The organism is Micromonospora saelicesensis (genome assembly GCF_900091575.1).
Taxonomy (GTDB): Bacteria; Actinomycetota; Actinomycetes; order Mycobacteriales; family Micromonosporaceae; genus Micromonospora; species Micromonospora saelicesensis.
The window spans coordinates 190,289-202,710 of record NZ_FMCR01000008.1; the positions used below are offsets into that span (position 1 = coordinate 190,289).

At 72.1% G+C, this 12,422-nt stretch carries 9 protein-coding genes; 5 read left to right on the forward strand and 4 right to left on the reverse strand.

The window, feature by feature from the left end:
• Window positions 1-21: 21 nt before the first annotated feature.
• Together yczR and GA0070561_RS29315 are read left to right on the forward strand one after the other, a co-directional pair.
• A complete protein-coding gene (gene yczR / locus GA0070561_RS29310) occupies window positions 22-1,476 on the forward strand; it encodes a MocR-like transcription factor YczR (RefSeq protein ID WP_091407767.1) in 1,455 nt (484 codons plus the stop codon).
• An 88-nt stretch (window positions 1,477-1,564) separates the two neighbouring features.
• Entirely contained in the window at window positions 1,565-2,869 is a 1,305-nt protein-coding gene (locus GA0070561_RS29315) for a low temperature requirement protein A (RefSeq protein WP_244166480.1), read from the forward strand.
• Window positions 2,870-2,914: 45 nt separating this feature from the next.
• Here GA0070561_RS29315 and GA0070561_RS29320 read toward each other — a convergent pair whose 3' ends face one another.
• From GA0070561_RS29320 to GA0070561_RS29330, 3 genes are all read right to left on the reverse strand, one after another.
• Window positions 2,915-4,741, reverse strand: a complete 1,827-nt coding sequence (locus GA0070561_RS29320; RefSeq protein WP_091407773.1) for an AMP-dependent synthetase/ligase — start codon at window positions 4,739-4,741, stop codon at window positions 2,915-2,917.
• A gap of 450 nt (window positions 4,742-5,191) precedes the next feature.
• The gene (locus GA0070561_RS29325) at window positions 5,192-6,067 is read right to left on the reverse strand and encodes a terpene synthase family protein (RefSeq protein WP_244166481.1); all 876 of its coding nucleotides are present in this window, start codon (window positions 6,065-6,067) and stop codon (window positions 5,192-5,194) included.
• Window positions 6,068-6,265: 198 nt separating this feature from the next.
• The gene (locus tag GA0070561_RS29330; protein ID WP_091408075.1) at window positions 6,266-6,895 is read right to left on the reverse strand and encodes a TIGR03085 family metal-binding protein; all 630 of its coding nucleotides are present in this window, start codon (window positions 6,893-6,895) and stop codon (window positions 6,266-6,268) included.
• Window positions 6,896-7,067: 172 nt separating this feature from the next.
• On the opposite strand from GA0070561_RS29330, the gene GA0070561_RS29335 reads away from it, so the two are divergent.
• From GA0070561_RS29335 to GA0070561_RS29345, 3 genes are all read left to right on the forward strand, one after another.
• A complete protein-coding gene (locus GA0070561_RS29335; protein WP_091407778.1) occupies window positions 7,068-8,951 on the forward strand; it encodes an ABC transporter ATP-binding protein in 1,884 nt (627 codons plus the stop codon).
• A gap of 55 nt (window positions 8,952-9,006) precedes the next feature.
• A complete protein-coding gene (locus GA0070561_RS29340; protein WP_091407781.1) occupies window positions 9,007-10,797 on the forward strand; it encodes an ABC transporter ATP-binding protein in 1,791 nt (596 codons plus the stop codon).
• An 84-nt stretch (window positions 10,798-10,881) separates the two neighbouring features.
• Entirely contained in the window at window positions 10,882-11,631 is a 750-nt protein-coding gene (locus GA0070561_RS29345) for a DUF2470 domain-containing protein (RefSeq protein ID WP_091407784.1), read from the forward strand.
• A gap of 149 nt (window positions 11,632-11,780) precedes the next feature.
• Here the strand turns inward: GA0070561_RS29345 and GA0070561_RS29350 are convergent, their stop codons facing one another.
• Window positions 11,781-12,377, reverse strand: coding sequence for a TetR/AcrR family transcriptional regulator (locus GA0070561_RS29350; protein ID WP_091407786.1), 597 nt, complete (start codon window positions 12,375-12,377; stop codon window positions 11,781-11,783).
• Between the last annotated feature and the right edge of the window lie 45 nt (window positions 12,378-12,422).

The following is a 12,422-nucleotide window of genomic DNA, read 5'->3' on the forward strand; positions in this document are numbered from 1 at the left end:
GCCAATATCCGAGGAGTGGTTATGACCGGGCAGGTGCGCGGCGTCCAATTGGCCCGTCTGCTCGGGCAGTGGCATGCCCTGCCGGGCCGCCGCCGCAGCCCCGACTACGCCGCGCTGGCCGGCTCGGTGCGCGGGCTGCTCGCCGACGGCCGGCTGCCGCTGGGCGTCCGCCTCCCGGCCGAACGGGAGCTGGCCGAGGCGCTGCGGATCAGCCGGACCACTGTCACCGCCGCCTACCGGCAGCTACGCGAGACCGGGCACCTGGCCAGCCGTCGGGGCGCCGGCAGTTGGACGATGCTGCCCGGCAACCACCGGGTGGCCAGCACCGGCCTGTGGACCCCGCTGGACGACCGGGAGATGCTCGACCTCGGCGTCGCCGCGCTGGCCGCACCGCCGCAACTGCTGTCGGCCGCGCGGGCCGCCACCGAGGACCTGCCCCGCTACCTGAGCGGGGCCGGTTACCACCCGACCGGCATCATCGAGCTGCGCGAGGCGGTGGCCGACGCGTACACCGCCCGGGGCCTGCCCACCTCGGCCGACCAGATCATGGTCACCAGCGGCACCCAGCACGCACTGGATCTGGTGCTGCGGCTCGCCCTGGCCCCGGGCGGCACCGTGCTGGTCGAGTCCCCGACCTACCCCAACGCCCTCGCCGCGCTGGCCGGTCGGCGGGCCCGGATCAGCACCCACGGGCTGGCCGCCGACGCCGGCTGGGAGCCCGACCTGCTGCTGGGCACTCTCCGACAGACCCGGCCCAAGCTGGCCTACCTGATTCCGGAGTTCCAGAACCCGACGGGGCACCTGATGCCCGCCTCGCTGCGCGAGCGCGTGGTGGCCGCCGCGCACGCGGTCGGCACCGATCTGATCATCGACGAGTCCTTCGTGGACCTGTCGTTGGACGGCACCGAGGTGCCACCCCCGGTCGCCACCTACGACCGGCACAGCCGGGTGGTCAGCATCGGCGGGATGAGCAAGCCCTACTGGGGTGGCCTGCGGATCGGCTGGGTGCGCGCGTCCGCGCCGCAGGTGCAGCGACTGGCCGCCGTGCGGGTCGGGGTCGACATGGCCAGCCCGGTGCTGGACCAACTGGTCGCGGTGCACCTGCTCGCCGACGCCGAGGCCATCGTCGCCGACCGCCGCGTCCAGTTGGCCGTCCAGCGCGACGCCCTGCTCGGCGCGCTGGCACACCAACTGCCCGAGTGGCGGGTCACCGTGCCACGAGGTGGCGTGACGCTCTGGGCCGAGTTGGACGGCCCGGTCTCGAGCGCGCTGGCCCGGGCCGCGGAGGAGGTCGGCGTACGGCTGGCCCCCGGCCCCCGGTTCGGCCTGGACGGCACCCTGGAGCGCTTCCTGCGGCTGCCCTTCACCCTGCCCGCGGCGGACCTCGTGGAGGCCGTCGGGCGGATCGCGGCGATCCGCTACGACCTGGACCGGGCCGGCCGCCAGCGGTGGCGGGAGCCCGCCGTCATCGCCTGAGCCAGCGCCGAACAAACCATCGGCATCCGCCGGCACCGTTATGCCGGGAATATGCCACTCGCCCCAGCTCGGCTGCCACACTCTCCTGGTGGGCCAGGGTGGCGGGACACGCGGCGTCCGCCGGAGTGCGCCGGGCTCGCGGGCGACCCCGCTGGAACTCTTCTACGACCTGGTCTTCGTCTTCGCCTTTCTGCACGTCACCACGGCCACCGCCGGCAATCCGACCGCCCGGGGCCTGGTCCGGTGCCTGGTGCTGCTGGCCCTGCTCTGGTGGTGCTGGTCGGGGTTCGCCGTGCTGGGCAACCTGATCCGCACCGACCAGGGCATCGTCCCGGCGGTCGGCTTCGTCACCATCGCCGCCGCCTTCGTGCTGGCGCTGAGTCTGCCGAAGGCGTTCGTCGACCGTCCCGGTGGACTGTTCGGTCCACTGGTCTTCGCTACCTGCTACTTCGTGGTCCGGGTGAGCGAAACGGTGATCTTCCTGTGGATCGGTCGCCGGAACCGTGACGTGCGTCGACGTTGGCAGCTGCTCGCCCTGCCGGCGTTCCTGGCCACGGGCCTCATCGTGGTCGCCGGGTTGCTGCCGCAGCGTTTCTTCGACGGATCGGCCGAGTCGGTGGCCCGCCTGCTGTGCTGGCTCGCGGCCATCGGCGTGGAGTACGGGGCCGGACTGGCGTTGCGGGGCACCGGGTGGACGGTGCTCTCCGCCGGGCACTGGGCGGAGCGGCACGGTCAGATCGTCCTGGTCGCCCTCGGCGAGGCGATCATCGCGCTCGGGTTCAGTCCCGGTGAAACCGCCGGTCTGTCGCTGACCTGGCCGGTGCTGTTCGCGGCGGTGCTCGGCATCGCGGTGGCCGCCGCGATGTGGTGGGCGTACTTCGACACCCTGGCGCTCGGTATGGAACAGACCCTGCACCGCACCCGCGACCCGGACGCCCGCGCCATCCTGGCCCGGAACGCCTACAGCTACCTGCACCTGCCGGTCATCGCCGGCGTCATCCTCTTCGCGCTCGGTCTCAAGGGGCTGATCCACGAAGGCGCCGATCCCACCACACCGAGCTGGGGCGTTCCGCTGCCGAGCTTCGACCTGCTGGCGCTCTACGGAGGGGTCGCGCTCTACCTGCTCGCGCTCATCGTGCTCGGCCGGCTGATGCTCGGCGCCCCCCGTTGGCCCACGATCGGCGGGATCCTGCTGCTGGTCGCGCTGGTGCCGGTTGCCGGGACGCTGCCCGAGCTGATCGCGTTGGGCATGTTGGCCCTGGCGGCGGCGTTGGCCGTGGCGGCGCAGACGGTTGTCGACTCGCGGCGCCGGGCCGGGGTCCGGCAGACGGCGTTCGAGGAGCAGCTCGCCGCGGAAGAGGAGCAGACGAGGTGGCGGGGCCACCACCTGTGAGGGGTCCGTGCCGGCTTCCTCGCCGGCACGGGCCCCTCGGTCGGCTCAGAGTTCGGCGAGGGTGCCGGCGTACATCTTGTCGATCTCGGCGGAGAAGTTGCTCTCCACTCCACGCCGCTTGATCTTCAACGACGGGGTGATCTCGCCGTCCTCGATCGTCAGGTCGCGCGGCAGGATGGCCACCTTCTTGATCGTCTCCCAGCGGTTGAGCTTGGCGTTGAGCTGGGCGACGTACTCCTCGACCATCGTCTGGGCCTCAGCCGACGCGACGATCTCGGTGTAGCTGCGTCCTTCGAGCGGGCCGCCGGCGACCCAGCCCTGGATGGCGTCCGGGTCCAGGGTGACCAGCATCGTGCAGAAGTTGCGGGCCTGACCGACGACGACCGCCTGCGAGGTGTACGGGCAGATGGCCTTGAACATCCCCTCGATGTGCGACGGCGCGATGTACTTGCCGCCCGAGGTCTTGACCAGGTCCTTCTTGCGGTCCGTGATGCGGAGGTAGCCCTGCTCGTCCAGGGTGCCGATGTCACCGGTACGGAAGAAGCCGTCCTCGGTGAACGAGGCGGCGGTCTCCTCCGGCAGGTTGTGGTAGCCGCGCATCACCGGCCGACCCCGTACCAGGATCTCCCCGTCAGTGTCGATCTTGCACTCCAGGTCGCCCATCGCCCGGCCCACGGTGCCGATCCGCAGTCCGGCCGGCGGGTTGACGAAGTTGCCCGCGCTGGTCTCGGTCAGGCCGTAGCCCTCGGAGATCGGCAGGTTCGCGGCGGCGAAGAAGGTGGCGATCTCCGGGCTGAGCGGCGCGGCGCCGGAGACCAGCACCCGCATCCGGCCGCCCAGGCGGGCCTGGAGCTTGCTGAACACCAGCTTCTCGGCCAGCCCGTAGCGCAGCTTCAGCCCGGCGGGCACCGGCTTGCCGGCCTGCTCCAGGGTGACCTTCTCCTTGCCGACGCCGACCGCCCAGCCGAAGATCTTCGCCTTCGCGCCGCCGGCGCCCTGCGCGGTGGTCACGGCCTTGTTGTAGACCTTCTCGAACACCCGGGGAGCGCCGCACATCAGCGTCGGACGGATGACCGAGAGAAGGTCGACCAGCTTGTCCACCCGCCCGTCGACGTAGGTGGGCAGGCCGACGTGGATGGCGCCGCAGAGCAGGGTCTTGCCGAACGAGTGAGCCAGCGGCAGCCACAGGTACTGCAGGTCGTCGTCGCGCAGCAGCCCGACCTCCGCCTGCGCCACGGCCTCCCAGCACCAGCCGCCGTGCAGCAGCTCGACGCCCTTGGGCTGGCCGGTGGTGCCGGAGGTGTAGATCAGGGTGGCCAGGTGGTCCGGGCCGATGCCGGCCACCAGCATGTCGATCAGCTCCGGCTCGGCGGCCAGCGCCTGGGTGCCGCGCTCCTCCAGGTCGGCGAGCGTCAACTGCGCGATCGGGGCGTTCGGGTCGACGGCGCCGTCGAGGAGCACCACGTGGGTGAGCGCGGGCAGGGATGCCCCGGCGATCTTCGCCGCCTGGGCCGGGTTCTCCGCGAACAGCACCTTCGACCCGGAGTCGGCGATGATGTACGTCGCGTCGGCCGGCTCGGTGGTCGGGTAGACGGTGGTGGTCGCGCCGCCGGCGCACATGATGCCGAGGTCGGCGATCACCCATTCCAGCCGGGTGTTGGCGAGGATCGCGACCGGGTCCTCCTGGCCGACGCCCAGGCCGTGCAGGCCGGCGGCGACCGCCTTGGCGCGCTGGCCGACCTGCGCCCAGGTCAGCCAGACAGGCCCCGAGTCGTCGGAGTTCGGGGACGCGAACGCGAACCGGTCGGGGGTGGCCGCCACGCGCTTGAGGAACATGTCCGGGATGGAGCGGTACGGTACATCGAGAGCCATCGCTGTAGCCGCCTTCGGGGGTGGTGGCGTGACGGTCGTCACGTCATGATGGTTACCGAAGAGTATTGCGTGGCACCGTGCATCGGCTAGTGCGGTGTCCATTTACGTTTGCCGGGTTGGCGGCCGGGGGGGTTTTGTCGTACCGATGGTGTTGGGTTTGGTTATGCCTCGTCGTCGGGATCCGGCCGCGCCTCGGGTGGTGTATCGCACCGCGCGGGTGGCGTTGCGGGTGACGCCAGGGCAGCGGCGGCGGTGTTTTGGGTTGCTGCGTTCGGCTGGTGATGTGTGGGCGTGTGTGTCGGAGGTGAACGCGTGGCGGCGCCGCCGTCGGGACGCGCCGTTGTCCGGCTATCAGGAGTTGTGTCGGGAGTTGGCGGCCTCGGGGCCGGGCACGTTCGCCGAGTTGGACTCGGCGGGGGCCCGGTCGATCCCACCAACCGGTACGGCCGATCAGGCGTACCGGGCAGCCACCACTGACCAGTCGTAGGTGGCCCGGACCCAGTTGCGCCGCGCGGCCAGGGCGTCGCGGATCCCGTCGTCGCCGGCGGCGCGCAGCGCCTCCTCCGCGTCCAGGTACGTCGCCAACCCCTGGTTGAACCGGTGTGCCGCACTCCGGAGCGCTGTCGCCTCGTCCGCGTCGCTGTCCTGGGCGAGCACCGTGACCAGGTTGTGCGCGTCCGGGTCGGCCTGGCTCTCCTTGCCGTAGGAGAAGAGGTCGTTGCACCAGCAGACCAGGTCCACCGCCAGCAAGTCCAGGGCGACCAGCCTCGGGTTGGCGCGCTGGGCCGGCTCGGAGGGCCGCGTCGACGCCAGGTCGGTCAGGGTGAGGCAGGGGTGCACGCCGCCGATGTGCCGGCGTAGCTGCACGTACTCCGCCACCTCGGGCACACGCCGACGTTCCCGGTTGCCCGCCTCCCAGAGCAGCGCCAACAGGTACTCGCGCATCTGGCTGACGAACCGCAGCAGCAGTCCGGCGTGATCGTGCAGCCGGGTCCGGCGGCAGAGATCGTGCAGCGCGTCACCCAGTGGCCCGACGGCGGGCGGTGCGACGTACGGGTCACCGCACCGGTCCAGCACGTCGAGCAGGGTGCTGATCGCCGGGCCGAGTCGGGCCGGGTCGGCACCGAGGCCGTCCTCGTCGCAGGCGTCGTCCATCACGAAGAGCCAGCTGATCAGGTCGGTGAGCAGCCGCAGGCCCTCCACCGAGCCGTCCGGGCAGGCGCGGCCGGCCAGTCCGGCGGCGTCGGCCCGCTCCAGGCGGTGTACGCGTTGGCTGGAATCGACCAGACCGAACGTGCGCGCCCAGTCGATGCTCTCGCTCGCCACCTGGTCCGTGGCGCCGTGGCGCCCCGTGGGAAACGGGGGTTCCCGCAGCGCCGAAATCGCGAAGTCCCGCACAGTGTGCCCCCACTCCGTGCCGCCCGGCGCGGAGCGGCGCGGTGAAGCGTACGGGAGGAGGTATCAGCGTGTATCGTTGGGTGTGGAAATTCCACAGGCGTCCTGTGACCGTTTAAGTACAGGCGGTCACATGCCCAGGTTGGCGGCGCGCAGCCGCCGAGCCGCCTCCGCCGAGCCGTTCAGTTGGACCCGGGCCACCCGTTGCCGGCCCGAAAAGAACAGCACCAGCTCGGCCGGGGCGCCGACCAGGCGCAGTGGCTCACCACCGCGACCGAGGGAGACCTCACCGTGGCCGGGCGCCTGCACGTAGAGGTCGGCCGGAAAGCGCCGCAGTGCCAGCCGGGCCATTGGGGCCGCGCGTTTCCAGAGCGCGCTCTGCAGGCCGGTGGGCAGATCGCGCGGCTGCCACCCGGAGCCGGCCCGCCGGACGTCCTCGTGATGGATGAAGAACTCCATCGTGTTGGCCAACTCGTCGGTCAGCGGGTTGCTGACCGGGCTCCACAGCGGCGGTCGGCGCACCTGTGCCACCAGGTCGGGGTAGGGCCGTGCGGCGAGTCGCCGACGGACCCGCTCGGAATAGCCGCGCAGCGGCGGCAGCACGATCCCACCCGCCGCGTCCGGACGGCGCTCCCGCAGCACCAGATGCGCGGCGAGGTCACGGGTCGCCCAGCCCTCGTTGATGGTCGGGGCGTCCGGCCCGAGGGCCAGTAGAAGATCGGCCAGCGCCTCGCGCTCGGCTCGGGCGTACCGCGGCATGGCCCGATCGTAGGCCCGGTGACCCGTCGGCGCGCGACAGCGGACGCCGGTCGGCGCCTGCGGCACGCCGCCGCCCGGTACGTGATGGTCGACATATCCAGTCAGGGTCGGCGGCACTGGCCCCGACCGGTAAGGATGAGGGAGATAATTGCGGCTTACGGCGGGGGAGAGCGTGGCGAGCAAGACAAGTCGGGACGTTCTCAGTCGAGGGCTGGGGGTCCTGCGGCAGGCGATCCGTGAGCAGCCGCGGATCTTCGCGGTGGCGGTCGTCGGCAGCGTGCTCTTCGGCGGGATGATCATTGTCAGCGCCCGGGTCGTCGGGTCGGTCATCGGTGAGGTGGCGCTTCCGGCCATCGAACGCGGCGAGGTGGGCGCCGGCACCCTGGCGTTGGCCGCGGCCGCGTTGTTCGGGATCAGCGTGCTGCGGGTGGCGGGCATCTTCGGCCGCCGGCTCGGCGCCGGCTACATGCAGTACCGCCTCCAGGCCTCCTACCGCCGCCGGGTGACCCGTCGGTACCTGGAGCTGCCGCTGTCCTGGCACCACCGCAACTCCACCGGCACCCTGCTGTCCAACGCCAACTCCGACGTGGAGGCGGCCTGGTACCCGATCGCGCCGCTGCCGTTCGCCGTCGGCACGTTGGTGATGCTGGTCGGCGCGATCGTGTCGCTCTTCGCCACCGACTGGGCGCTCGCCCTGGTCGGGCTCGCGGTCTTTCCCGCGCTGTTCGCGCTCAACGTCGTCTACTCCCGCCGGATGGCCCCGCGGCAGGCCCGGGCGCAGCGCCTGCGCGCCGAGGTCAGCGGCATCGCCCACGAGAGCTTCGACGGCGCCCTGGTGGTCAAGACGATGGGCCGCGAGGCCCAGGAGACCGCCCGGTTCGCGGGCCGCGCCGGTGAGCTGCGCGACTCGCTGATCGCTGTCGGCCGGCTGCGCGGCATCTTCGACCCGCTGCTGGAGACGCTGCCCAGCCTCGGCACCCTGGCCGTACTGGTGGTCGGGGCGTTCCGGCTGCGCCAGGGCGCGATCAGCGTGACCGAGCTGGTCAGCGTGGCCTTCCTCTTCACGGTGCTGGCCTTCCCGGTGCGGGCCATCGGTTGGGTGCTGGCGGAGCTGCCGCGCAGCGTCGCCGGCTGGGACCGGGTGCGCCGGGTGCTCGACGCCACCGGCGAGATGCCGTACGGGCAGCGGGTGCTCGACCCGGTCGGCGCCGGGCCGGCCACCCTCACCTTCACCGACGTGCACTACTCCTACCCGCCGGCCGAAGCGCACCCGCCCGGCGCGCAGGTCCTCGGTCAGGTCGGCTTCACGGTGCCGTCCGGTCGGACGGTGGCCCTGGTGGGGCCGACCGGCGCCGGCAAGTCCACCATCGCCTCGCTGGCGGTGCGGCTCGTCGACCCGGACTCCGGCACGGTGAGCCTGGACGGCGTGGACGTGCGCGAGCTGACCTCCGCGTCGTTGGCCGGCACGGTGGCTCTGGTCGCCCAGGTGCCCTTCATCTTCGACGACACGGTCCGCGCCAACATCGCCCTCGACCGGCCCGGTGTCGACGACGAGGTGGTCTGGGCGGCGCTGCGGCTGGCCGAGGCGGACGGGTTCGTCGCCGCGCTGCCCGATGGTCTGGACACCATGGTCGGCGAGCGGGGCACCTCGCTCTCCGGCGGTCAGCGGCAGCGGCTCACCCTGGCCCGCGCGCTGGCCGGTCGGCCGCGCCTGCTGGTGCTCGACGACGCGACAAGCGCGGTCGATCCTCGAGTGGAGGCGGCCATCCTGGCGGGGCTGCGGTCGTCGACCAGGCAGGCGGGAGTTCCGGCCGCGTCGATCCTGGTGGTGGCGTACCGCCGGGCCACCATCGCGCTCGCCGACGAGGTCATCTACGTGGAGCAGGGGCGGGTGGTCGCCCGGGGCACCCACAGCGAGTTGTTGGCTACCGTGCCCGGCTACGTCGACCTGGTCACCGCCTACGAGCAGGCCGAGGTGGAGCGGGCACAGGAAAGTTCCTACGGCGACGACGTGGCGCCGCTGCCGTCGGGCCTGGAGATCGAGGTGGACCGGTGAGCGCGAGGAGTGCAGCGCAGCGGAGCCCCGCAGTCGCGAACGAGAGGCGGGCCCGGTGAGCACGACCACGGAAACGAGTGACACGCCGGAGGCCCGGCAGGAGACGACCTGGCAGACCCTGCGTCGGGGCCTGGCGCTCTCGCCGGAGCTACGGATCGGTCTGGCCGGCACGTTGGCCCTGGCGCTGGTCTACATGGTCGGTCGGGTTGCCGTGCCGGTCGCCGTGCAGCAGGGCATCGACCGGGGCCTCGTCGGTGGTCTGAATCTGGACGTGGTCTGGACGGTGGTGGCGATCACCGCCGCGATCCTGACGATCACCACGATCTGCGGCTACCTGATGATGCGCCGGCTGTTCACTGTCAGCGAGACGGCGCTGGCCAACGTCCGGACGCGCGCGTTCCGTCACGTGCACGACCTGTCGATGTTGCACCAGCAGTCGGAGCGGCGCGGTTCGCTGGTCTCGCGGGTCACCAGCGACGTGGACCAGATCACCCAGTTCCTCCAGTGGGGCGGGGTGATCCTGCTGGTCAACCTCGGTCAGCTGGTGGTCACCACCGCCGTCATGCTGGCGTACTCCTGGCAGTTGACAGTGGTCGTGTTGGCCGCGTTCCTACCGGCGGTGTTCGTCATCCGGCAGTTGCAACGTCGCCTCGGCAGCGCGTACGCGACGGTGCGCCAACGCACCGGGACGTTGCTCGGCGCGATCGGCGAGAGCGTGGTGGGCGCGCCGGTGATCCGGGCGTACGGCATCGCCGGGCGCACCGAGCGGCGGCTGGACGAGGCGATCGACAGGCAGCGGCTGGCGCAGCAGCGGGCGATCCGGATCAGCATCGTGGGCAGCTCGGTCGGGGAGTTGGCGGCGGGGGTGGCGCTGGCCGGTGTGGTGGTGCTCGGCGTGCTGTTGGGGGTGGACGGCACGCTGTCTATCGGGCAGCTGACCGCGTTCCTCTTCCTGGTGACGCTCTTCATCCAACCGGTGCAGATCGCCACCGAGGTGCTCAACGAGGCGCAGAACGCGATCGCCGGCTGGCGTCGGGTGCTGGACGTGCTGGACGTCGCCCCGGACGTGGCCGACCCGGGGGAGCACGGGCGGGAGCTGCCGGGCGGGCCGCTGGACATCCGGTTCTCCGGTGTGCGGTTCGCCTATCCGGGTGGTCCGCCGGTGCTGCACGACATCGATCTGGAGATCCCGGCGAAGAGCCGGGTGGCGGTGGTCGGTGAGACCGGCAGCGGCAAGACCACCTTCGCCAAGTTGCTGACCCGGCTGATGGACCCGTCGGACGGGGCGGTGCTGCTGTCCGGGGTGCCGCTGACGGACGTCCGGTTCGGCTCGCTGCGCTCCCGCGTGGTGATGGTGCCGCAGGACGGGTTCCTCTTCGACGCGACGGTGGGGGACAACGTCCGGTTCGCCCGGCCGGAGTTGACCGACGAGCAGTTGAGCGCCGCCTTCACCGAGCTGGGCCTGTCGGACTGGCTGGAGGGTCTGCCGGCGGGCCTGGACACTCCGGTCGGGGAGCGCGGCGAGGCGCTCAGCGTCGGGGAGCGGCAGCTCGTCGCGTTGGCCCGCGCGTACGTCGCCGACCCGGACCTGCTGGTGCTCGACGAGGCGACCAGCGCGGTGGACCCGGCGACGGAGGTGCGGTTGCAACGCACGCTGGACGCGGTCACCCGGGGCCGGACCACCCTCGCCATCGCGCACCGGCTCTCCACGGCGCAGGCCGCCGACGAGGTGATCGTGGTGGACCGGGGTCGGGTGGTGCAGCGCGGCCCGCACGACGAGCTGGTTCGCGACGCCGACTCGGTGTACGGCCTGCTCTACGCCTCCTGGCTGGAGCAGACCCGGTGAGGTGCGGCGGTGTGGTGGACGCCGACGGGCGGGTGCTCTAGGCTCCGGGTTAGGTAAGCCTAACCTTCTAAGGAGGTCGCGCCCATGCGGCCCAACTCCGCCGAGATCGTCCGTACCCTCGTCGCCGGCCGCCTGCCCGGCCTCGTGCACCTGGCCCACCGGCCGGGCCCGCACCACGCCCGGCACGTCACCGACTCGGACGGGCGGGTGCTGCTGCTGGTGCCGGTGGCCAGCCACCTGGCCGCCGCACTGCAACCGGCCGCCGGAGGCACCGACGTCGCGGTGGTGCTCGACGTGCTCGACCTGCCGCCCGCCGCCGGCGCGCCCGGCCTGGGTCGCGCCTGGGTGTCCGGCTGGGCGGCCGAGCTGCGCGGCGACGAGGCCCGCGACGCGGCGGTCGAGTTCGCCGCGGTGGAGCCGACCGGCGACCTGCTCGACCTGGGCACCCGGTTCCGGCTGTTCCGCTTCGAGGTGGTCGAGGTCCGCTGGGAGCGGGCCGGCGTCGTGCACCGGATCGACCCGGTGGAGTACGCCGAGGCCGAGCCGGACCCGGTGCACCCGGTCGAGGCCCGCCTCCTCGCCGACCTCGCCGAGTGCCACGGCACCCAGGTGACGGAGTACCTGTGCCGGCAGCTCGGGTTGACCGAGCACACCCCGGACGGGCCGCCCCGGGTGGTGCGCATCGACCGCTACGGGCTGGTGGTGGCCCTCGGCCAACCCGGTGCCCGGCGTCGGGTCCGGCTGGCCTTCCCTGGCCCGGTAGCCGACCCGGCCGAACTACCCCGCCTGCTGCCCCCGTTGCAACCCACAGCCAACGCCCGCCCCCCACGCTGACCCCCGCCGCCCCGCCCCGCCCCTCAGCCCCGCCCCTCAGTCCCGCGCCGATCTTGCACTTTCGGTTGTCGTTATGCGTGTCATATCCCTTTGATCGGGACGGTAAGTGCAAGATCGGCGCAAGGCTGGGGCGGGGCGGCGCTGCCGGGTCAGCTTGGCAGCGGGCCGGTGAGGTAACGCTGGATCGTGGGGCCGATCGCGGCCACCAGGGTTTCCGGGTCCGCCGAGGCGACCGGCTCGAGGCGCACGACGTGCCGCATCATGGCCAGGCCGATCATCTGGGTGGCCACCAGGGAACCCCGCAGCGGTAGCTCGACCGGGTCGACGTCGAGGTTTTCCAGCACCCGGCGCAGCACCTGGGTGGTGACGAACTCACGCAGCAGTCGAGCGGTCCACTCGTTGCTCACCGCGGAGCGCAGCAGTGCCTGTGCGGCGCTGCCGGCCGGGGAGTCCCAGACGCCGAGGAATATGCGCACCATCCGCTCACCGACGCCGTCCCGGTCGCCGGCGAGCACCTTCGGCACCAGCTGACCGGGGTCGACCGGAAAGTTCATCGCGGCCAGGAAGAGCTGATCCTTGCTGCCGAAGTAGTGGTGCACGAGCGCCGGATCGACCTGCGCCGTAGCGGCGATGCCCCGGATCGAGGCGGCGTCGTAGCCACGTTCGGCGAACGCCGTCCGCGCCGCGTCGAGAATCGCCTCCCGGGTGCCCGGGTTGCCGGGTCGCCGGCCGGTCCGCCGCGTCATCGCCGCCCTTCGTTCGTCCGCCTCGGCCCGTCGTGGGCCCGGCCA

What these genes read in the sequence shown, in the direction of transcription:
- yczR (WP_091407767.1), top strand. Translation starts at nt 22, where the DNA reads ATGACCGGGCAGGTGCGCGGCGTCCAATTGGCCCGTCTGCTCGGGCAG.
- GA0070561_RS29320 (WP_091407773.1), bottom strand. Translation starts at nt 4,741, where the DNA reads ATGGCTCTCGATGTACCGTACCGCTCCATCCCGGACATGTTCCTCAAG.
- GA0070561_RS29330 (WP_091408075.1), bottom strand. Translation starts at nt 6,895, where the DNA reads ATGCCGCGGTACGCCCGAGCCGAGCGCGAGGCGCTGGCCGATCTTCTA.
- GA0070561_RS29345 (WP_091407784.1), top strand. Translation starts at nt 10,882, where the DNA reads ATGCGGCCCAACTCCGCCGAGATCGTCCGTACCCTCGTCGCCGGCCGC.
- GA0070561_RS29350 (WP_091407786.1), bottom strand. Translation starts at nt 12,377, where the DNA reads ATGACGCGGCGGACCGGCCGGCGACCCGGCAACCCGGGCACCCGGGAG.